17 protein-coding genes are annotated in these 20,456 nt (G+C 61.1%); 1 reads left to right on the top strand and 16 read right to left on the bottom strand.

Annotated features, from left to right (window positions below; all coding sequences use genetic code 11):
- Window positions 1–61: 61 nt before the first annotated feature.
- The 12 genes from QRN41_RS08000 to arcD (QRN41_RS07945) all read right to left on the bottom strand — a co-directional run bounded on the left by QRN41_RS08000 (window position 62) and on the right by arcD (QRN41_RS07945) (window position 14,447).
- Window positions 62–550 carry an RDD family protein gene (locus QRN41_RS08000; RefSeq protein ID WP_034100149.1) on the bottom strand — a complete coding sequence of 163 codons (489 nt, stop codon included), beginning with the start codon at window positions 548–550 and terminating at the stop codon, window positions 62–64.
- 93 nt (window positions 551–643) lie between these two features.
- On the bottom strand, window positions 644–856 hold the full coding sequence (locus QRN41_RS07995) for a cold-shock protein (RefSeq protein ID WP_003365337.1): 213 nt from the start codon (window positions 854–856) through the stop codon (window positions 644–646).
- Window positions 857–1,249: 393 nt separating this feature from the next.
- Window positions 1,250–2,374, bottom strand: a complete 1,125-nt coding sequence (gene gcvT / locus QRN41_RS07990) for a glycine cleavage system aminomethyltransferase GcvT (protein WP_094065437.1) — start codon at window positions 2,372–2,374, stop codon at window positions 1,250–1,252.
- A 40-nt stretch (window positions 2,375–2,414) separates the two neighbouring features.
- A complete protein-coding gene (locus QRN41_RS07985; RefSeq protein WP_034100144.1) occupies window positions 2,415–3,791 on the bottom strand; it encodes an L-serine ammonia-lyase in 1,377 nt (458 codons plus the stop codon).
- A 115-nt stretch (window positions 3,792–3,906) separates the two neighbouring features.
- Complete coding sequence (gcvP, locus tag QRN41_RS07980; RefSeq protein ID WP_285421429.1) at window positions 3,907–6,747, bottom strand: aminomethyl-transferring glycine dehydrogenase; 2,841 nt, start codon at window positions 6,745–6,747, stop codon at window positions 3,907–3,909.
- Window positions 6,748–6,757: 10 nt separating this feature from the next.
- Window positions 6,758–7,141 carry a glycine cleavage system protein GcvH gene (gene gcvH, locus QRN41_RS07975; RefSeq protein ID WP_034139123.1) on the bottom strand — a complete coding sequence of 128 codons (384 nt, stop codon included), beginning with the start codon at window positions 7,139–7,141 and terminating at the stop codon, window positions 6,758–6,760.
- 423 nt (window positions 7,142–7,564) lie between these two features.
- The gene (gene gcsR / locus QRN41_RS07970) at window positions 7,565–9,073 is read right to left on the bottom strand and encodes a transcriptional regulator GcsR (protein ID WP_167416674.1); all 1,509 of its coding nucleotides are present in this window, start codon (window positions 9,071–9,073) and stop codon (window positions 7,565–7,567) included.
- 186 nt (window positions 9,074–9,259) lie between these two features.
- Window positions 9,260–9,622 carry a DUF5064 family protein gene (locus QRN41_RS07965; RefSeq protein WP_034100136.1) on the bottom strand — a complete coding sequence of 121 codons (363 nt, stop codon included), beginning with the start codon at window positions 9,620–9,622 and terminating at the stop codon, window positions 9,260–9,262.
- A gap of 18 nt (window positions 9,623–9,640) precedes the next feature.
- A complete protein-coding gene (gene arcC, locus QRN41_RS07960; RefSeq protein ID WP_169868242.1) occupies window positions 9,641–10,570 on the bottom strand; it encodes a carbamate kinase in 930 nt (309 codons plus the stop codon).
- 88 nt (window positions 10,571–10,658) lie between these two features.
- Window positions 10,659–11,669, bottom strand: coding sequence for an ornithine carbamoyltransferase (locus tag QRN41_RS07955; protein WP_034100131.1), 1,011 nt, complete (start codon window positions 11,667–11,669; stop codon window positions 10,659–10,661).
- 69 nt (window positions 11,670–11,738) lie between these two features.
- Entirely contained in the window at window positions 11,739–12,995 is a 1,257-nt protein-coding gene (arcA, locus tag QRN41_RS07950; RefSeq protein ID WP_094065430.1) for an arginine deiminase, read from the bottom strand.
- A gap of 24 nt (window positions 12,996–13,019) precedes the next feature.
- Complete coding sequence (arcD, locus tag QRN41_RS07945; protein WP_123478730.1) at window positions 13,020–14,447, bottom strand: arginine-ornithine antiporter; 1,428 nt, start codon at window positions 14,445–14,447, stop codon at window positions 13,020–13,022.
- A 446-nt stretch (window positions 14,448–14,893) separates the two neighbouring features.
- On the opposite strand from arcD (QRN41_RS07945), the gene arcD (QRN41_RS07940) reads away from it, so the two are divergent.
- Complete coding sequence (gene arcD, locus QRN41_RS07940) at window positions 14,894–16,321, top strand: arginine-ornithine antiporter (RefSeq protein ID WP_034100125.1); 1,428 nt, start codon at window positions 14,894–14,896, stop codon at window positions 16,319–16,321.
- Between the two features lie 51 nt (window positions 16,322–16,372).
- On the opposite strand, the gene QRN41_RS07935 is transcribed toward arcD (QRN41_RS07940), so the two are convergent.
- The 4 genes from QRN41_RS07935 to QRN41_RS07920 form a co-directional block, all read right to left on the bottom strand.
- Window positions 16,373–17,722, bottom strand: coding sequence for a CoA transferase (locus tag QRN41_RS07935; RefSeq protein ID WP_285421428.1), 1,350 nt, complete (start codon window positions 17,720–17,722; stop codon window positions 16,373–16,375).
- Between the two features lie 38 nt (window positions 17,723–17,760).
- The gene (locus QRN41_RS07930) at window positions 17,761–19,107 is read right to left on the bottom strand and encodes a sensor histidine kinase (protein ID WP_285421427.1); all 1,347 of its coding nucleotides are present in this window, start codon (window positions 19,105–19,107) and stop codon (window positions 17,761–17,763) included.
- 67 nt (window positions 19,108–19,174) lie between these two features.
- The gene (locus QRN41_RS07925) at window positions 19,175–19,639 is read right to left on the bottom strand and encodes an LTXXQ domain protein (RefSeq protein ID WP_040269291.1); all 465 of its coding nucleotides are present in this window, start codon (window positions 19,637–19,639) and stop codon (window positions 19,175–19,177) included.
- Window positions 19,640–19,774: 135 nt separating this feature from the next.
- Window positions 19,775–20,452, bottom strand: coding sequence for a response regulator transcription factor (locus QRN41_RS07920; RefSeq protein ID WP_034139114.1), 678 nt, complete (start codon window positions 20,450–20,452; stop codon window positions 19,775–19,777).
- Window positions 20,453–20,456 lie beyond the last annotated feature (4 nt).

Genomic DNA, 20,456 nt, shown 5'->3' with positions numbered 1-20,456 from the left:
CTTGGTAAAAAACGTGGGAGGGTACGCCCCTCCCACCTGTCGATCTGTACCAGGCACGGGGTTATTTTTTCTGCTTCGGAATCCGCACCAACTGCGTATCCGAGTAGATGTCATGCCAGCTGCGTTTCTGCTTGTCGAACAGCGACCAGAGAAACCCGAGCCCCACGCACAACCACGACGCAATTGACACCACAAAGCGCAGCAACGCTTGCCACAGGCTGATCCGCGAGCCGTCGGCGTTCTGCACGCGTACGCCCCACACCTGCATGCCCAGGGTCTGACCGGAATGGGTCCAGAACTTGGCGAAGAACCCAAACAGTACAAACAACAGAATCGTCGACAGCAGTGGGTCGCCATCCAAGGCGCCCGATTCGGTCAACGTGCGCATCCTGGCTTCGCCCACGAACGCGATCCAGATCAGTTTGTAGATAAACGCGGTGACGATCATCAGGGCTGTGCACAACAGGAAGTCATAGAACATCGCTGCCAAACGACGGCCCAGGCCAACGGCGGGAAATTCGCCTTGGGGGCTCAGCAGGGGTTTGGACATGGCAGGGCTCTCGGAAGGAAAAAGCCATTTTACGGAATTGCGCCCATAAAAAAGCCCCTGATGTCATATCAGGGGCTTTTTGTCGCAGAGGAATCAGCCTTCTGCTTGAACTTCGTCAGCCTGCATGCCTTTTTGGCCTTGCACCGCAACGAAGGTCACTTTCTGGCCTTCTTTCAGGCTCTTGAAGCCGTTGCCCTGAATAGCGCGGAAATGCACGAACAGATCCGGACCGCTTTCTGGAGTGATAAAACCAAACCCTTTCTCGTCGTTAAACCACTTGACGGTACCGCTCTGACGTTCAGCCATTTTCTTATTTCCTTGACGCTAAAAAATTAATGACAGCCCCTTTCACGCGAAAGAGTACTGGGCTGGGTTGCAGGAAAGTAAGAGACGTCGAACGGGTTGTAGCAAAACTACTTCAGCTACTGCCCAGGTCCAGGTTCCAAGCGACCCATGCAAACACAGTGGGCAAACTCTACGCCAACTAATACGATAAAAACAAGCCCTGCCGGACGCCCCGCATTGCGCGGGCTGATGACACTTCGTTGAATATAATGGAACTGACTTATTCGATAGTCCTAATCACTTGATATAGGCAGCCGCCAGTCATATTAACTATCGTAAATGCACTGTTTTATGGCGGTCGCGTTACAGTTTAGTGCGCCTTGGCGCGACCGCGTTACTTATAGGAACAGTCAATCAGCCACGGTAGTAACGCTGTGGCACAAATGGCATTTTACTTACACGAAGTGGCACCTTTTTCCCACGCACCAACGCAGAGACTTCTGTATCCAGAGCGGTAAAGGCGCTGTCAAGGTAACCCATGGCCAGTGGGCCGCCCAGGCTTGGGCCGAAGCCGCCGCTGCAGACGCTGCCAATCACGCTGCCGTGTGCGTCGACGATCTCAGCGCCTTCACGTACTGGCGTGCGTTCCTGGGGCAGCAAGCCCACGCGCTTGCGGCTCACGCCAGTCTGTTGCTGGGTGAAGATCCGGTCCGCTCCCGGGAAACCACCGGCGCGGGCACCGTCGGCGCGGCGTGCCTTGGAAATGGCCCATAGCAGGCTGGCCTCGATAGGCGTGGTGTCCGTATTCATGTCATGGCCGTACAGGCACAGGCCGGCTTCCAGACGCAGGGAATCGCGGGCGCCCAGACCGATCGGTTGTACTTCGGTTTCGGCCAGCAGGCTGCGGGCCAGGCTTTCAGCGCTGGCCGCGGGCACGGAAATTTCAAAGCCGTCCTCGCCGGTGTAGCCGGAGCGGCTGACATAGCAATCCACACCCAGCAGGCGCACGGCGGCGAACTGCATAAAGGTCATCTTGGTCACTTCCGGCGCCAGGCGCGCCAGCACCTTCACCGCTGCCGGGCCTTGCAGCGCCAACAGGGCGCGCGCTTCGAACAGCGGCTCGATGGTGCACTGATCACCGATGTGTTGGCGCAGGTGGGCCAGGTCCTGATCCTTGCAGGCCGCATTGACCACCAGGAACAGCTCATCGTTACCTAGATTGGCCACCATCAGGTCATCGAGGATGCCGCCCTGATCGTTGGTGAACATCGCGTAGCGCTGCATGCCCACCGGCAGGTCGATGATATCGACCGGCACCAAGGTTTCCAGGGCTTTGGCGGCATTGGCGCCACTCAAACGGATCTGACCCATATGGGACACATCGAACAACCCGGCCTGATCACGGGTGTGCTGATGCTCCTTCATGACACCGAGCGGGTATTGCACCGGCATGTCGTACCCGGCGAAGGGCACCATGCGTGCGCCCAGCTCGATATGCAGGGCATGCAGCGGGGTTTTCAATAGGGTTTCGGTGGACATGTTCAGCTCCTGAAAAAACGTGCTGGCGCGCCTTTAGGCGTCAGCACTCGATAATGTTGACCGCCAAACCGCCACGGGCGGTTTCCTTGTATTTGCTTTTCATATCGGCGCCGGTCTGGCGCATGGTGCGGATGACCTTATCGAGGGACACGAAGTGCTGCCCATCACCGCGCAAGGCCATGCGCACAGCGTTGATCGCCTTCACCGAGCCCATTGCGTTGCGCTCGATGCAAGGTACTTGCACCAGGCCACCAATGGGGTCGCAGGTCAGGCCGAGGTTGTGCTCCATGCCGATCTCGGCGGCGTTTTCCACTTGCGAAACGCTGCCGCCCAGCACCTCACACAGTGCGCCGGCGGCCATGGAGCAAGCCACGCCGACCTCACCTTGACAGCCCACCTCGGCGCCGGAGATCGACGCATTTTCCTTGTAAAGAATGCCGATGGCGGCGGCGGTGAGCAGAAAACGCACCACGCCGTCTTCGTTCGCTCCTGGGATAAAGCGCATGTAGTAATGCAGCACCGCCGGAATGATCCCGGCCGCACCGTTGGTGGGCGCTGTGACCACGCGCCCGCCGTTGGCGTTTTCTTCGTTGACCGCCAGGGCGTACAGGTTGACCCAATCAAGCACCGACAAGGGATCGCGCAACGCCGATTCCGGGTTTTTGCACAGTTGACGATGCAGGGCCGCGGCGCGGCGCTTGACCTTCAAACCACCGGGCAAAATGCCTTCGTTGCGACAGCCCGCGTCGACACAGTCCTGCATGACCTGCCAGATTTTCAGCAGGCCGGCCCGGGTTTCCGCCTCTGGACGCCATGCGCTTTCGTTGGTCAGCATCACTTGGCTGATGGACAATCCGTACGTCGCACAATGCCCAAGCAGGTCCTTGGCGCTCTTGAATGGAAAGGTCAGGGGCGTGGCGTCTTCGACAATCCGGTCAGCGCCGGCGGCACCTTCATCCACCACGAAGCCACCGCCGACTGAGTAGTACTCGCGGCTGCGGATCTGCAGGCCGGCGGCGTCGAAGGCGCGGAAGATCATGCCATTGGGATGATAGGCGAGGGGCTTGCGGATCATCGCCAGGTGTTCTTTCTCGTTGAACGCAATGCTGTGTTCGCCGAGCAGGTTCAAGCGACCGTCGCTGCGCATCTGCGCCAGGCGCGTGGCCACGGTTTCGGTGTTCACGGTGTCCGGGTGTTCGCCTTCCAGGCCCAGCAGCACGGCTTTGTCGCTGCCGTGGCCTTTGCCGGTGGCGCCGAGGGAGCCATAGAGTTCCACCTTGACGTGAGTGGTGGCGCTCAACAGCGCGTCACGCTTGAGCCCCTCGACGAATCGAGCGGCGGCGCGCATCGGGCCGACGGTATGGGAACTGGAGGGGCCGATGCCAATCTTGAACAGGTCGAACACGCTTAAAGACATGAGTGGTTCTCCGGTTTCTTGTTATAGGAGCAGCGGCAAGCGGCAAGCCACAAGCGGCAAGAAAGAGCCATTCGGCTTTTAACTTGCAGCTCGTAGCTTGCCGCTTCCAACTGCTTTAGGCATAAAGCTCGATCGACGGGCACGCACACACCAGGTTGCGATCGCCAAACACGTTGTCGACCCGGCCCACCGGCGGCCAGTACTTGCTTTCGATCAACGATGCAACCGGGTACACCGCCTGTTCACGGCTGTACGGATGGCTCCATTCACCCACCAGTTCGGCGGCGGTGTGCGGGGCGTTTTTCAGTGGGTTGTCGTCTTTATCCAGGGTGCCGTTTTCCACCGCGCGGATTTCTTCGCGGATGGCAATCATCGCGTCGCAGAAGCGATCCAGTTCTTCCTTGGATTCGCTTTCGGTCGGTTCGATCATCAGGGTACCCGCCACCGGGAACGACATGGTCGGGGCATGGAAGCCGAAGTCGATCAGACGCTTGGCCACGTCATCCACGCTGATACCGCTGCTGTCCTTGAGCGGGCGCAGGTCCAGGATGCACTCGTGTGCCACCAGGCCGTTGCTGCCGGTGTACAGCACGGGGTAGTGCTCTTCGAGGCGACGGGAAATGTAGTTGGCGTTCAGGATCGCCAGTTGTGACGCGCGCTTGAGGCCCGCGCCGCCCATCATGCTGATGTACATCCAAGTGATCGGTAGGATGCTCGCGCTGCCGAATGGCGCCGCGCACACCGCGCCTTCCTTGCGCTCCATGGCCGCATGGCCCGGCAGGAAAGGCGTGAGGTGCGATTTGACGCCAATCGGGCCAACACCTGGGCCGCCACCGCCGTGGGGGATGCAGAAGGTCTTGTGCAGGTTCAGGTGGGACACGTCGCCGCCGAACTTGCCCGGTGCGCACAGGCCCACCATGGCGTTCATGTTGGCGCCGTCGATGTACACCTGGCCGCCGTTGTCGTGGATGATCCCGCAGATTTCGCGGATGCCTTCTTCGAACACGCCGTGGGTGGACGGGTAGGTGATCATCAGCGCGGCCAGGTGCTCGCGGTGCTCGATCGCTTTGGCGCGCAGGTCTTCGATGTCCACGTTGCCACGGGCGTCGCAGGCGGTGACGACCACGCGCATGCCGGCCATGTTGGCGGTGGCTGGGTTGGTGCCGTGGGCGGACGAGGGGATCAGGCAGATATCGCGACGGGCTTCGCCACGGCTCTGGTGGTAAGCACGGATCGCCAGCAGCCCGGCGTATTCGCCTTGGGAACCAGCGTTCGGTTGCAAGGAGATGGCGTCATAACCGGTGGCCGCGCAGAGCATGGCTTCCAGGTCGGCGGTCAGTTGCTGGTAACCGGCGCTTTGTTCGGTTGGGGCGAACGGGTGCAGGGCGCCGAACTCGGCCCAGGTCACCGGGATCATTTCGCTGGCGGCGTTGAGCTTCATGGTGCACGAGCCCAACGGAATCATGGTGCGGTCCAGCGCCAGGTCCTTGTCGGCCAGTTTGCGCAGGTAGCGCATCAGCTCGGTTTCGGAGTGGTAACGGTTGAACACTGGGTGGCTGAGGATCGGCGATTGACGCAGCAGCGCCGCCGGCAGGCAGCTGTCGGCTTGGGCGTCGAAAGCGGGCAGGGCCTTGCCGTCGGCGAAGATCGCCCACAGGGCCTGGATATCGGCCTGGGTAGTGGTTTCATCGACCGACAGACCAACCCGCTCAGCGTCGATCACGCGCAGGTTGATGCGCTGGGCGCGGGCCTTGTCGTGCAGGGCAGCGGTGGCGGCGCCGGTGTTGAGGGTCAGGGTATCGAAGAACTGCGTTTGCTCGACCTTCACGCCCAGCGCGCTCAGGCCCTTGGCGAGGATGGCGGTCAACTGGTGAATGCGTTGGGCGATCTGCGTCAGGCCTTTAGGGCCGTGGTACACCGCGTACATGCTGGCGATGTTGGCCAGCAGCACCTGGGCGGTGCAGATGTTGGACGTGGCTTTCTCGCGGCGGATGTGCTGCTCGCGGGTCTGCATGGCCAAACGCAGGGCCGGCTTGCCGAAACGGTCAACGGACACGCCCACCAGACGGCCTGGCATATCGCGCTTGAACGCATCCTTGGTGGAGAAATAGGCCGCATGCGGGCCACCGAAGCCCAGCGGCACGCCGAAGCGTTGTGCGCTGCCGATGGCCACGTCGGCGCCGAATTCACCCGGTGGGGTCAACAGGGTCAGGGCCAGCAAGTCGGCGGCCACGGCCACCAGGGCGTTGGCGGCATGGAAGCGCTCGGTGAGTTCGCGGTAGTCGAACACATCGCCATTGCTGGCCGGGTATTGCAGCAGGGCGCCGAAGAATGGGCTGAAGTCACTCAGTTCGCGCTCATCGCCCACCACCACATCGATGCCCAATGGCTCGGCACGGGTGCGCAACACGTCGAGGGTCTGCGGGTGGCTGTGGATCGAGGCGAAGAAGGCATTGCTGCCTTTGTTCTTGCTCAGGCGTTTGCAGAAGGTCATGGCCTCGGCGGCGGCGGTGGCTTCGTCGAGCAGGGATGCGTTGGCGATCGGCAGGCCGGTGAGGTCGCTGATCAGGGTCTGGAAGTTCAACAGCGCTTCCAGGCGGCCTTGGGAAATCTCCGGCTGGTAAGGGGTGTAGGCGGTGTACCAGGCCGGGTTTTCCAGGAGGTTGCGCAGAATCGGCGCCGGCGTGTGGCAGTTGTAGTAGCCCTGGCCGATGTAGGTCTTGAACAGTTGGTTCTGGCTGGCGATGGCTTTGATTCGCGCCAGCGCCTCGGCTTCGCTCAGGCCGTCTTCCAGGCCGAGCACGCTGGTGCCCTTGATGCTTTCCGGGATCACGCTGGCGCTGAGGGCTTCCAGGGAGTCAAAGCCCAGGCTGGCGAGCATGTGTTGCTCGTCTGCCTGGCGCGGGCCGATATGGCGGGCGATGAATTCGTTGGCGGTGGTGAGATTAACGGTCATGGCGTGCTCCTCAGGCTTCGGCGTTGGCTTTGATCAGGCGGTCGTACGCGTCCTGATCCAACAGCGTAGTCACTGCATTTGCATCGGCCGGCTTAAAGCGGAAGAACCAGCCATCGCCCATCGGGTCTTCGTTGACCAGCTCCGGGCTTTCGCTGAGCTTGTCGTTCACTTCCAGCACCTCACCGTCCAACGGCATGTACACGCCGCTGGCGGCTTTGACCGATTCCACGGTGGAGGCTTCGTCGCCCTTGGTATAGGCCTGCAGCTCTGGCAGTTGCACGTAAACCACATCACCCAGTGCATTCTGTGCGAAAGCGGTGATGCCCACGGTGACGCTGCCGTCGGCTTCGGCGCGCAGCCATTCGTGATCTTCAGTAAAACGCAACTCGCTCATGCAAACTCCTCAGGGCCAGAATTCGTCTGGTGGACGGAATGGGAACAGTGGCAGTTGCTTAGCAAAATCGCGGCCAATGTTATTTAGATCATACAAATCAATGGGTTATAAAAAATTGACGGTATGAGCGGTGCCTGAGGTGTAGCGATTTCGATACGGATAGGCTGCTGAAAAAAAGCCTATGTGGATCAAAGCCTTGCATGGCGCGCAAAAAGCAGGGTTGTAGCGATATCGTTACGCTGTAGCGCTTTCAGTACAGTGGATGTCGTTCTTAGACCAAACCGTGCGATGCATTCAATGTGGGAGGGGGCTTGCCCCCGATGACTACCGATCAGCCAACTAACCTGTGACTGGCCCACCGCCATCGGGGGCAAGCCCCCTCCCACAATGTCTGTGTTTCACAGCCGAATCCCATCCACCTGTTCAGGGCTTGTTGGGAATACCGTATTTGCGCAATCGATGAGCAATGGCTGTGTGCGAGGTGTGCAGACGGCTGGCCAGTTGGCGGGTTGAGGGGTAGCTGGTGTAGAGCTTTTCCAGCAGATCGCGCTCGAAGTCTTCCACGGCCTGTTCCAGGCTGTCGATTTCCACGTCGCTCTGGCGCGCCACCGAGGTGCCGGCGATGTCCAGGTCGCCGATGTCCACCAGGCTGCTTTCGCAAATGGCTGCGGCACGAAAGATCACGTTCTGCAATTGGCGTACGTTGCCCGGCCAGCGGTTGCCCAGCAGCGCCGGGTAGGTGCCTGGCGCCAGGCGGCACACCGGGCGCTGGATCTGCGCGCAGGCCTGCTGCATGAAGTAGCGCGCCAGCAGCAGGATGTCCTGGCCGCGCGCGCGCAGGGGCGGCACTTCCACGTTGAGCACATTGAGGCGGTAAAACAGGTCTTCGCGGAAGGTGCCTTCGCTGACCATTTTTTCCAAGTCGCGGTGGGTGGCGCTGAGGATGCGCACGTTGACCTTCACCTCACGGTCGCCGCCGACCCGGCGGAAGCTGCCGTCATTGAGAAAACGCAGCAGTTTGGCCTGCAGGTACGGCGACATTTCGCCGATTTCATCCAGAAACACCGTGCCCTGGTTGGCCAGTTCCATCAGGCCCGGTTTGCCACCGCGTTGGGCGCCGGTAAAGGCACCCGGTGCGTAACCGAACAGCTCGCTCTCGGCGAGGTTTTCCGGCAGCGCCGCGCAGTTCAAGGCCAGGAACGGTGCACTGGCGCGTGCGCTGATGGCGTGGCAGGCGCGGGCCACCAGCTCTTTGCCGGTGCCGGTTTCACCCTGGATCAGCAACGGTGCATCCAGCGCCGCCACCCTTTGCGCGCGGGCCTTGAGGGTGCGGATCACCGGGGACTCGCCAAGCAGCGCATCGAAGCCCTCTGCATGGTCGTGATGCAGGGCCGACAGCTGTTCGCCGATACGGTTGGGCTGGTAGAGGGTGAGCAGAGCGCCGGCATCGGTGATCGGCGTGGCGTCGAGCAACCAGGTCTGGCCGTTCACGCTGATCTCGCGCAGCGGCAAGCGAAAGCCCTGTTCCAGCAGGGTTTCCAGCAAGGCCGGGTCATTGAATAGCGCGCTGATGCTTTCGCCGGCCGGTTCGCGGCCGTACAGCGTGATCAACGCCGGATTGGCCAGCAGGATCTTGCCCGCACTGTCCACGGCCAGCACCGGGGCGGTCATGGCGGCCAACAGGGCATCCAATTGCAGGTGACGGCGTTGGCCAGGGAGGATGTCCACCACGGTCACCGCCTGCACGCCGTGCACGCTGAACAGGGCGTCGCGCAGTTCTTCCAGCACTTCGGCGCTCAACGTCGGTGCATCGATATAGACGTTGGGCGGCACCATCTCCACCGCATCCAGATTCAGATTGCGCCCACCCAGCAGGGCCAGGACTTCCTGGGTGATGCCGACGCGGTCGATGAAGCTGACGTGGATACGCATGGGATGGCGTTGGGTTCTGGAATGCGGAGGGTGCCAAGTATGCCTTGCAGGCGATAGAGATCAAACTGTGAGAGGGGGCTTGCCCCCGATCACGACGTGTCAGCCAAGGTATCGGTGGCTGATTCGTCGCTATCGGGGGCAAGCCCCCTCCCACAGTTTTAACGGTAGTGTGTCAGTGTGAACGGATTATGCCAGGTGTTCGGGTTTGACCGGATCGCCCGATTTCACATCCAGCTGGTGCCGCACATCCTCGAACATCAGGTCGTATTGTTTGTGCATTGAGCCGTTCAATACCGCGACCTTGGGCATGCCGTATTTCTGCGCGATATTCATCGCATGACGGGCAAAGTCGAATGCCTGGTCCTTGGGCAGGAAAAACGTCTCCTTGAGTTCATTGCCCTGTACCGAGCCATGGATCGTGAACTGCATGCCCTTGCCTTCCTTCGGGTCCTGCTCAACCTGATAGTCGATACAGAGGTTGTAGCTGTAGTCGTCCTTGTTCAGCGCATGTCGCTCGATATGCAAGTGACCGGATTCAAAGGTGGCCATAGGCGAATCTCCTCTACTTCACAGATAGGTGATGCCAGGTGTTGCCGTGCTGATGCGTGTGCCGGCGGTGCCCTGGACGATCGCTTCGATGTCCGAGAGTGAACCGATCACCGCGGTTTTGCCAGTGCGGCGGGCGAACTCGCAGGCGGCCTGAACCTTGGGCCCCATGGAGCCGGCGGCGAAGCCGAGTTTTTCCATGTCGTCGGGATGGGCCTGGCCGATGGCCTTTTGCGTGGGTTTGCCATAGTCGATGAAGGCGGCGTTGACGTCGGTGGCGATCACCAACAAGTCGGCGTCCAGTTGCGAGGCCAGCAGCGACGAGCACAGGTCTTTGTCGATCACGGCTTCGATGCCCTTGAGCTTGCCGTCTTCGCCGTACATTGTTGGGATGCCGCCGCCGCCGGCGCAGATCACGATGGCGCTTTTTTCCAACAGCCACTTGATCGGGCGAATTTCAAAGATGCGCTTGGGCAGTGGGCTTGCGACCACGCGGCGGTATTTATCGCCGTCCGGTGCAATCGCCCAGCCTTTTTCAGCGGCGAGTTTTTCCGCTTCGTCCTTGGAGTACACCGGGCCGATGGGCTTGGTGGGGTGCTTGAACGCTGGGTCGTTGGCGTCCACTTCCACTTGGGTGAGCAAGGTGGCGAACGGCACTTCAAAGTCCAGCAGGTTGCCCAGTTCCTGTTCGATGATGTAGCCGATCATGCCTTCGGTCTCGGCGCCCAGCACGTCCAGCGGGTAGGGCGAGACGCTGGTGTAGGCCGCCGCCTGCAATGACAACAGGCCGACCTGCGGACCATTGCCGTGGGCGATTACCAGTTCGTTGCCAGGGTGGATCTTGGCGATCTGTTCGGTGGCGATGCGGATGTTGGCGCGTTGGTTGTCCGCGGTCATGGGTTCACCACGGCGGAGCAGGGCGTTGCCGCCCAGGGCTACGACGATGCGCATAAAGAATGTCCTTCTAGAGTTCGATGATGCGAACACAGGACCAAATGTGGGAGGGGGCAAGCCCCTCCACACTTAACCCGTGTAGCCTTTAGATATCCGCCAGCGCCGATACCAGAATCGCTTTGATGGTGTGCATGCGGTTTTCCGCCTGCTCAAAGGCAATGTTGGCCGGCGACTCGAACACCTCTTCGGTCACCTCCACACCATTGGCCAGGTTCGGGTAGCGCGCGGCGATATCTTTGCCGACCTTGGTTTCGCTGTTGTGGAACGCCGGCAGGCAGTGCATGAATTTCACCCGAGGGTTGCCCGAGGCTTTCATCATCTGGGCGTTGACCTGGTACGGCAGCAGTTGCTCGATGCGCTCATCCCAAGCTTCCACCGGTTCGCCCATCGACACCCAGATATCGGTGTGGATGAAGTCCACGCCTTTCACGGCTTCTTTAGGGTCTTCGGTGATGGTAATGCGAGCGCCACTTTCTTCAGCGAAAGCCTGGCACTGCTTGATGAAATCTTCGTGCGGCCACAGGGCCTTCGGTGCGCCGATGCGCACGTCCATGCCGAGCTTGGCGCCGATCATCAGCAACGAGTTGCCCATGTTGTAACGCGCGTCGCCCAAGTAGGCATAGCTGATGTCATGCAGCGGTTTGTCGCTGTGTTCGCGCATGGTCAGGGTGTCGGCGATCATCTGGGTAGGGTGGAACTCGGCGGTGAGGCCGTTGAATACCGGCACGCCGGCGAACTTGGCCAGCTCTTCGACGATTTCCTGTTCGAAGCCACGGTACTCAATGGCGTCGAACATCCGGCCGAGCACGCGCGCGGTGTCTTTCATGCTTTCTTTGTGGCCGATCTGCGACGAGACCGGGTCGATGTAGGTGACGTGGGCGCCCTGGTCATGGGCCGCCACTTCGAACGCGCAGCGGGTACGGGTGGAGGTTTTTTCGAAAATCAGCGCAATGTTCTTGCCTTGCAGGTGCGGACGCTCGGTGCCGGTGTACTTGGCGCGTTTAAGGTCGCGGGACAGGTCCAGCAAGTAATGCAGCTCACGGGTGGTGTGGTGCATCAGCGACAGCAGACTGCGGTTGCGCATATTGAAAGCCATGATGGATCTCCTTCTGTTTAGGTTATCCCCATGGCCGACGCCTTATGAGCGGCGGCCATGGCTTGAAAATTAGTAGTCGATTGGGTCGCGGATGATCGGGCAGGTCATGCAGTGGCCGCCGCCACGGCCGCGGCCCAGTTCACCGGCGCTGATGGTGATGACTTCCACGCCGGCCTTGCGCAGCAGGGTGTTGGTGTAGGTGTTGCGGTCGTAGCCAATCACCACGCCCGGCTCCACGGCCACCACGTTGTTGCCGTCGTCCCACTGCTCGCGCTCGGCGGCGAAGCTGTTACCGCCGGTCTCGACCACGCGCAGGGCCTTGAGGTTGAGCGCCGCGGCCACGGTGTCGACGAAGTTGGTTGTTTCCCGTTGGATATCGATGCCGTGGGGCTTGCTCTCGTCGGGGCGCAGGGTGAACGGCACGATCTGGCTGACCACTTCGGGGAAAATGGTGACCAGGTCGCGGTCGCAGAAGCTGAATACGGTGTCCAGGTGCATTGCGGCGCGGGACTTCGGCAGGCCGGCCACGATCACCCGTTCCACCGCTTTGTTTTTGAACAGGTTGCGCGCCAGTTGGCCGATGGCCTGGTGGGACGAACGCTCGCCCATGCCGATCAACACCACGCCATTGCCGATTGGCATCACGTCACCGCCTTCCAACGTGGCGGCGCCGTGTTCCTGGTCGGGGTCGCCGTACCAGATCTGGAAGTCGGCGTTGGTGAACTCGGGATGGAATTTGTAGATGGCGCTGGTCAGCAAGGTTTCCTGGCGTCGCGCCGGCCAGTACATCGGGTTGAGCGTCACGCCGCCGTAGATCCAGCAAGTGGTGTCGCGGGTGAACTGGGTGTTGGGCAACGGCGGCAGAATGAAGCTGGAATGGCCGAGGAAGTCGCGGAACATCTCGATGGTTCGGCCGCCGAAACTGCTTGGCAGGTCATCGGCGGACACGCCGCCGATCAGGAATTCGGCGATCTTGCGCGGCTCCAGGCTGCGCAGCCAGGAATTGACCTCTTCGACCAGGCCCAGGCCCACCGTGTTGGCGGTGATTTTGCGCGCCAGGATCCAGTCCAGCGCTTCGGGCATCGCGACGATATCGGTCAGCAGGTTGTGCATTTCCAGCACATCAATGTCCCGCTCGCGCATCTTGGTGACGAAATCGAAATGGTCGCGCTTGGCCTGGGCCACCCACAGCACGTCATCGAACAGCAGTTCATCGCAGTTGTTGGGGGTCAGCCGCTGGTGGGCCAAACCTGGGGAGCACACCATGACTTTGCGCAGTTTGCCGGCTTCGGAGTGGACGCCGTACTTCACTTTTTCCGTGGTCATTTCAGATCCTCCAGTGGGACACAATTACAAGGTCAGGAAGCCGTCGTAGAGTCCATAGGCCGCCACCAGGGCGCCAATGACTACCGCGGCGAAAATCAGCTTCTCGACGTTGGTGAAAATCGGTTTGCCCAGTTCATGCTTGGCCTTGGCGAACAGAATCGCGCCGGGTGCATAGAGCAGGGCGGACAGCAGCAGGTATTTGGTACCGCCGGCGTAGAGCAGCCAGATCGCGTAGATCAGCGCGATGGCACCGATAAACAGGTCTTTCTTGCGCTCGGCCAGGGCGTTTTCGTAAGTCTCGCCGCGCACCGCCAGCAGCACGGCATAAGCGGCCGACCACAGGTAGGGCACCAGAATCATCGAGGTGGCGAGGTAGATCAGCGACAGGTAAGTACTGGCCGAGAACAAAGTGATGATCAAGAACAGTTGCACCATCGCGTTGGTCAGCCACAGGGCGTTGGCCGGTACGTGGTTGGCGTTTTCCTTGCGCAGGAACTCCGGCATGGTGTGGTCCTTGGCGGCGGCGAACATGATCTCCGCACACAGCAGCACCCACGACAGCAAGGCCCCCAACAGCGAGATGATCAAGCCGACACTGATCAACACCGCGCCCCAGTGGCCCACCACGTGCTCCAGCACGGCAGCCATCGATGGGTTCTGCAACTTGGCCAGTTCCGGTTGGGTCATGATGCCCAGGGACAACACGTTGACCAGCATCAGGAACAGCAGCACGGTGATAAACCCGATCACTGTGGCCTTGCCCACATCGGTGCGTTTTTCCGCACGGGCCGAGAAGATGCTTGCGCCTTCGATGCCGATGAACACCCATACGGTGACCAGCATCATATTGCGCACTTGGTTCATCACGCTGCCCAGGTCCGGGTTTTTCACGCCCCAGATGTCAGCGGTGAAGATGTCCAGCTTGAATGCGAACAGGGCGATCAGCACGAACAGCACCAGCGGCACCACCTTGGCGACGGTGGTCACCAGGTTGATGAACGCCGCTTCCTTGATCCCGCGCAGCACCAGAAAGTGCACGGCCCACAACAGCACCGAGGCGCCGATTACCGCAGCCGGGGTGTTGCCTTCGCCAAAGATTGGAAAGAAGTAACCGAGGGTGCTGAACAGCAGCACGAAGTAACCGACGTTGCCCAGCCAGGCACTGATCCAGTAACCCCAGGCTGAGGAGAAACCCATGTAGTCGCCGAAACCGGCCTTGGCGTAGGCGTACACACCGCCGTCGAGGTCGGGCTTGCGGTTGGCCAGGGTCTGGAACACGAACGCGAGGGTCAGCATGCCGATGGCCGTAATGACCCAACCGATCAATACCGCACCGACATCGGCGCTGGCGGCCATGTTTTGCGGTAGTGAGAAAATGCCGCCGCCGATCATCGAGCCGACGACAAGTGCAACCAGAGCGCCTAATCGAAGTTTTCCGGGAGATTCAGACATTGCATAACTCCAATGCAGGAGAAGAGAGACCACAGATTAAATCTGTGCGCTAATCAAACAGCTGACTCAGATCACTTCATTGGCACATTCCATTGTGAATTAATGACTTAAAGGCAAACCGATAAACCTTGGTTTGCCCCGCAAAAGCGCTTTCTAGAGCGCTTTGTACGATGTGATTAATCATTTGTTGCAATGTATGAACGTTTGAAGCTAGACGGGATTCCTGAATGTGCAAACTTTTTCACAGCCGCCTGCGAACTAGCGAGCAATATCTGGTGTGGCCAGTCGTATTTAAATTCTAAATAAGCCTAAACTCCATTAACTGTCATGCCTTTGCGTTATGAGCATCGCGGTTAAATGACACTCGGTAATAAGCGCTACACTCGAGCGATTAAGTAAGTTGAGTGCACAGTTGTTGGCTCAAGTGGTTTCAGTCAGGAGTACTCATGTCTCAAACAACCCAGAAACTTCGCCTCAGTGGCCTGATCGCTTTGGTGGTGGGGTCTATGATCGGTGGGGGGATTTTCTCGTTGCCCCAGAACATGGCCGCACGCGCCGAAGTCGGCGCCGTATTGATCGGTTGGGCGATCACTGCCGTAGGCATGCTGACTCTGGCCTTTGTGTTCCAGACCCTGGCCAACCGCAAACCCGAGTTGGATTCCGGGGTGTATGCCTACGCCAAGGCCGGGTTCGGCGATTACATGGGCTTCTCATCTGCTTGGGGTTACTGGATCAGCGCGTGGCTGGGCAACGTCGGTTATTTCGTGTTGCTGTTTAGCACACTCGGTTATTTCTTCCCGGTCTTTGGCCAGGGCAATACCCCGGTGGCCATCGGCTGTGCCTCGTTGTTGCTGTGGGCTGTGCATTTTCTGGTGCTGCGCGGTATCAAGGAGGCGGCGTTTATCAACCAGGTCACCACCGTCGCGAAAATCGTACCGCTGCTGATGTTTATCGTGATTGCCGCCGTGGCATTCAAGGCCGACGTGTTCACCCGAGATATCTGGGGCCTGGGCAACCCGCAGATCGGCGGGGTGGTGGAGCAGGTGCGTAACATGATGCTGGTCACCGTGTTTGTGTTTATCGGCATCGAAGGCGCCAGCGTGTATTCAGCGCGGGCCGAGAAGCGCTCTGACGTCGGCCGGGCCACGGTGATCGGCTTTCTCGGCGTGTTGGCGTTGCTGGTGCTGGTGAATGTGTTGTCCTTGGGGGTCATGAGCCGGCCGGAGTTGGCGGGGCTGCAAAACCCGTCTCTGGCCGGCGTACTGGAGCGTATCGTCGGGCCCTGGGGGGCGCTGTTGATCAGCGTCGGGCTGGCGGTGTCGCTGCTCGGTGCGTTGCTGTCGTGGGCCTTGTTGTGCGCGGAGATTCTCTACGCCACCGCCCATGACAAGACCATGCCGGCCTTCCTCAAAAAGGAAAACGCCAACCAGGTGCCGGTCAACGCGCTGTGGCTGACCAATCTGATGATCCAGGCGTTCCTGGTGATCACCCTGTTTTCCCACAGCACCTACACCAAGCTGATCTACTTGGCGTCTTCAATGATTCTGGTGCCTTACCTATGGTCGGCGGCGTATGCGGTGTTGTTGAGCGGGCGCGGCGAGACCTACGAAGGCGCCCACCGCCAGCGTCTCAAAGACTTGCTTATCGGCCTGGTCGCCCTCGGCTACGCGGTGTGGCTGCTGTACGCCGGCGGGTTGAAGTACTTGCTCTTATCGGCGCTGCTGTATGCGCCGGGTGTGATCCTGTTCGCCCTGGCCAAGCGCGAACAGGGCCTGCCGTTGTTCACCCATGTGGAAAAAGGCATTTTCAGCTGCGTGATTGCCGGCGCGGGGCTGGCAGCTTATGGCTTATACAGCGGGGTACTGTCGTTGTGACAGTGAGCAGCGCGGCGCAGCCCTTATCGGCATCTCGACAAGGGCAGACGATCACCACTGTGGCCGATGTGAGCCCAGTTCTCCGGCCGGCAGATCCCACTGCAACGGTGTGCCGTTGATGCTGACGGGGGGCAGCAGCCGATGCGCCGGGCCCCAGGCGGTTTGTTCAACCAGCAGCCCTTGATCGTCAGGCTCCTCGGGCCTCAGCGCCGGTTGTTGCGGCGCCTGCCCGGCGTCTACCACCAGTTTCGCCGTGCGCGCCAGGGACAAGCGCGCCGATCCACTCCGGCCGGACTTCAAGCGTTCGCTCAAGGCTTGTAGCGCGCTGGCGGCCATCAGGTAACCGGTGGCATGGTCCAGCGCCTGCAAGGGAAGCGGCACCGGTTTGTCGGCCTGCTGCCAGGCCATGCCCGCCTCGGCGATGCCGCTGCTCATTTGCACCAGGCTGTCGAACCCTCTGCGGTTGCGCCATGGGCCGCTCCAGCCGTAGGCATTGAGGCTGACGTCGATCAGACCGGGGGCGATGCGTTGCAAGCCCTCGGCGTTATAGCCCAAGTGTTCAAGGGCGTCGGCGCGATAACCGTGGAACAGAAGGTCGGCGTCCTTGAGCAAGGCTTCGAACCGCTGCCGGCCTTCCTGGGTTTTCAAATCCAGCCGCGCGCAGCGTTTGCCCAGGGTCATTTCCGGCACCACCCCCGGCTCGTCCCAGGTCGGCGAGTCGATGCGCAGCACATCCGCGCCCAGCCCGGCCAGAAAACGACTGGCCACGGGGCCAGCCAGCACGCGGGTCAGGTCCAGCACCCTGAGCCCGGCCAGCGGCCGTGCCACCGAGCCAGTCCAGGGTTTGTTGACGGTGGTTGTGAAGGTCTGGCGCTGCACGAGGGCCTCGGCATTCACTGCCAGGCCTTGGGGATGTTGCTGCCAGGCCGGCCAAGCACGCATCTGCGCGGCACAACCGCCGGCTTCCACAACCGCCTGTTCCAGGTCGGCGGCCTTCCACGCCGCGACTTTGTTGGCCATCTCGGTGCGATCACGGACTTTACCCAGCACCTGCTCGGCGGCGGCGCGGTGATGGGGGGCGTTGGTGTGCAGGCGAATCCAACCGTCGGCGCTGGCGTAGTCGCCGGCCACCGGGTCCCACAGCGGCGGCACTTGCCAGCCCAGCGGACGGATCGAGGAGGAGAACCACCAGGACGCCAAACGTCGGTCCACGCTGACGGCGGGCAAGCGCTCGGTCTGTTGCCGGATCAGCTCAGCCACGGCCTGGCCGGCGGCGCCGATGCTGGCGCAGGCCAGATCGGTCACGGCAAAGGCCGAGGGCAGGGCGCCGGCACCCGTCAGGGGCAGCGGTGTTTGCGGCAGATCGAGCGCGGCTTGGATGGGAGTCAGCAGATCAGTCATCAAAGGCCCTCCTTTTTGAGAAGGGCCACTATAGAAGATCAGCCGCCGGGTGTGACAACCCCGGGTTGCAGCGGCAGATCGAGGCTGGCGATAAAGCCGCCGTTTGGATGGTTGGCCAGGCTTAGGCTGCCGCCGTGGCGTTCCGCTGCGCGCCGCGCAATCGCCAGGCCCAGGCCGTGACCTTGGGCGGTCTGGCCCGGCGCGCGGTAAAACGGCTCGCCCAGTTGACTCAAGTGTTCGGCATCGACGCCGGGGCCGTGGTCGCGCACGCTGATCACAATGCGTTCACCCTGACGTTGGGCTTGCAACTCGATGGGCTGGTCCGTTGGGTTGAAGCGCTGGGCATTGCGCAGCAGGTTATCCACCGCCCGTTCGATCATGGTCGGCCAGCCCTTGAGGTGCAGGTCGGTGTCGGCCTTCAGGTTCACCACTTGGTCCGGCGCGCTGAGTTGTGCATCTTTTTGCAAGGTTTTGAGCAAGGGGTTGAGGTCCACCTCCTCAGCGCTGGCGTTGTCGGCGTCAACGCGGGCCAGTACCAAGATTTCGCTGATCAGCGCCTCCAGACGGTCGCATTCGCGGGTCAGGCGTGGCCAGAGTCGTTCCCGTTCATCGGGGCTGGCGCGTTCGGCCAGGGCTAGAGCGATGCGCAGACGCGCCAGGGGCGAGCGCAGTTCGTGGGACACGTCGCGCAGCAACTGGCGCTGGCTGCCGATCAAGCTTTGCAGGCGGGCGCCCATGCGGTTGAAGTCGGTAGCCAGTACGCCGAACTCGTCACGCCGATTGGCCAGGCGCGCCAGACTGTTCTGCTGGTAGGTAGCCTGGCCCAGATCATGCACTGCGCCGCGCAGGCGGCTGAGCGGGCGGGTGATGGACAAGGTGACGAACAGGCTGAACAGCGTCAGCACCACCAGGGCGATAGCCAGCGCGCTCAAGGGCCAGGCCAGGCTGCTGCGGTGCCAGGCATCGAGTTCCGGATGGGGGATGCGATAGATCAGCAGGTAGGTGTCGCCGGTTTTTTCGCTGGTGTATTCGGCGGTCAGCCGGCGCCAGGGCAGGTGGCTGTCCTTGTTGTCGTTCTGGCGCGCTTCGAACGCGGCCGCACGGCGTGGGAAGGTGCCGCGCACCACAGGTTCACCGCTTTCATTCAGCACTTGGACGTCAATGTGGTACTGACGCTTGCGCTGTTGCAGCAAGTCTTGAGCCGCGTCCTCGCCCTGGGCTTCGTAGAGTTGGGTCCACTCTTGAGCCAGGTTACTCAGGCCGGGATGGCGACTCAGAATCCACGCATCTTGATTGAGCATATGCCCCAGCAGGATCGACAAGCCGGCAACCAGGGCGATGGCTAGCCAGAAACTTGCCAGGATTCGCCAGAACAATGAACGCACAGGACACCCTCAAACAGGAAAAGCCCAGTGGCGTTGGCCACTGGGCTGGGGGGTTAACGCGGACGCATTATTGCGCTTTTTGCGGCTGTTGGGCTTTCCACGCCTGGAACTGCTGCCACTCGGCACGACGCTCGGCTTGCTTCTTGACGATCTCGTCGTACTTCTTCTGCTGGTCCGGCTTAAGTACGGCGCGGATATCCGCCTGGGTTTTCTGGCGGCCGGCGGCGATTTCATCCTGCATGGCTTTCTGCTCGGCCGCCGGCAGTTTGTCTAGGTACTTTTTGACCAGATCCTTGCGAGCGTGCCATTGGTCGCCCATCAGTTTGCCGATCTGCTCGCGCTGTTCTTTGCTCAGGTCCAGTTGGCTGAACGGGCCGCCTTTGCCGCGCGGACCGTGTTCGCCGTGACCTGGGCCACCCATCATATGGCCTTCAGGGCCGCCCATTGGGCCTGGGGTCGGGCCTTCTGGCATGGCCATGGCGACGGTGGGCAGGGCTGCGGCGAACATCAAAGCGATAAGGGTCTTGCGCATGGTGATTCTCCTGTCTCTATTCCGGTGAGTCCGGATGTGAGTAGGTTACGCAGATCAAGGTCAGCGGCGGTCAGGTGTGAGTAAAGCTTCGGTAAAGAGGGTTTTGTCCGGCGCTGACAAAACCCGGCAGCCAGGTCAGAGGCTGTAGTAATAGCCACGACTACGCAGCGCCACGATCCGGGGCCGGCCATCGGGGTGGGGGCCGATCTTTTTGCGCAGGTTGCTGACGTGCATATCCAAGCTACGGTCGTATAGGGTCAGCTTGCGACCCAGGGCGATCTGCGCCAGTTCCTGTTTGTCCAACGGCTCGCCGGGCTGGCGCAGCAGGGCTTCGAGCAGGCGGCTTTCGGAGACGGTAAGGGTAAATTCCTGTTCATCGATGCTGACCACGCCGCGCACCGGGCTGAAACACAGGTCGCCCAGTTCGAGCTGGGTCGACACGGCCGTCGGGTGACTACGGCGCAGCACAGCGCGCAGGCGTGCGGTCAATTCCCGAGGATCGCAAGGTTTGGCCAGGTAATCGTCAGCGCCCAGCTCCAGGCCGAGGATGCGATCCAGCGGTTCGCCGCGCGCCGAGAGCATCAGCACGGGCAATTCCGGGTGGTCGGTGCGTAACTGCTTGAGTAACTCCAGGCCGCTGCCGTCGGGCAGCATCACGTCCAGCACCACGGCGGCGGGGGCGCTGTCGGCCAAGGCCTTGCGCGCACTCAGGCCATCGTGACAGGCACGCACCTGGAAACCTTCCTGGCTCAACCAACTGGTCAGCAGCTCGCAGAGCTCCTGGTCATCATCTATCAGTAACAGCTCGCTCATGACT

The organism is Pseudomonas sp. efr-133-TYG-23 (assembly GCF_030209215.1).
Taxonomy (GTDB): domain Bacteria; phylum Pseudomonadota; class Gammaproteobacteria; order Pseudomonadales; family Pseudomonadaceae; genus Aquipseudomonas; species Aquipseudomonas rhodesiae.
The sequence above is the reverse complement of the archived record's forward strand: the minus strand, read 5'-3'. Positions and strand labels throughout refer to the sequence as shown.

Bases quoted from the DNA above. Each gene is read 5' to 3' on its own strand.
- QRN41_RS07995 (WP_003365337.1), bottom strand. From the start codon at position 856: ATGGCTGAACGTCAGAGCGGTACCGTCAAGTGGTTTAACGACGAGAAA.
- arcD (WP_123478730.1), bottom strand. From the start codon at position 14,447: ATGTCTGAATCTCCCGGAAAACTTCGATTAGGCGCTCTGGTTGCACTT.
- gcvT (WP_094065437.1), bottom strand. From the start codon at position 2,374: ATGTCCACCGAAACCCTATTGAAAACCCCGCTGCATGCCCTGCATATC.
- QRN41_RS07935 (WP_285421428.1), bottom strand. From the start codon at position 17,722: ATGACTGATCTGCTGACTCCCATCCAAGCCGCGCTCGATCTGCCGCAA.
- QRN41_RS07920 (WP_034139114.1), bottom strand. From the start codon at position 20,452: ATGAGCGAGCTGTTACTGATAGATGATGACCAGGAGCTCTGCGAGCTG.
- QRN41_RS07955 (WP_034100131.1), bottom strand. From the start codon at position 11,669: ATGGCTTTCAATATGCGCAACCGCAGTCTGCTGTCGCTGATGCACCAC.
- QRN41_RS07985 (WP_034100144.1), bottom strand. From the start codon at position 3,791: ATGTCTTTAAGCGTGTTCGACCTGTTCAAGATTGGCATCGGCCCCTCC.
- QRN41_RS07925 (WP_040269291.1), bottom strand. From the start codon at position 19,639: ATGCGCAAGACCCTTATCGCTTTGATGTTCGCCGCAGCCCTGCCCACC.
- arcA (WP_094065430.1), bottom strand. From the start codon at position 12,995: ATGACCACGGAAAAAGTGAAGTACGGCGTCCACTCCGAAGCCGGCAAA.
- gcvP (WP_285421429.1), bottom strand. From the start codon at position 6,747: ATGACCGTTAATCTCACCACCGCCAACGAATTCATCGCCCGCCATATC.
- arcD (WP_034100125.1), top strand. From the start codon at position 14,894: ATGTCTCAAACAACCCAGAAACTTCGCCTCAGTGGCCTGATCGCTTTG.
- gcsR (WP_167416674.1), bottom strand. From the start codon at position 9,073: ATGCGTATCCACGTCAGCTTCATCGACCGCGTCGGCATCACCCAGGAA.
- QRN41_RS07965 (WP_034100136.1), bottom strand. From the start codon at position 9,622: ATGGCCACCTTTGAATCCGGTCACTTGCATATCGAGCGACATGCGCTG.
- arcC (WP_169868242.1), bottom strand. From the start codon at position 10,570: ATGCGCATCGTCGTAGCCCTGGGCGGCAACGCCCTGCTCCGCCGTGGT.
- QRN41_RS08000 (WP_034100149.1), bottom strand. From the start codon at position 550: ATGTCCAAACCCCTGCTGAGCCCCCAAGGCGAATTTCCCGCCGTTGGC.
- gcvH (WP_034139123.1), bottom strand. From the start codon at position 7,141: ATGAGCGAGTTGCGTTTTACTGAAGATCACGAATGGCTGCGCGCCGAA.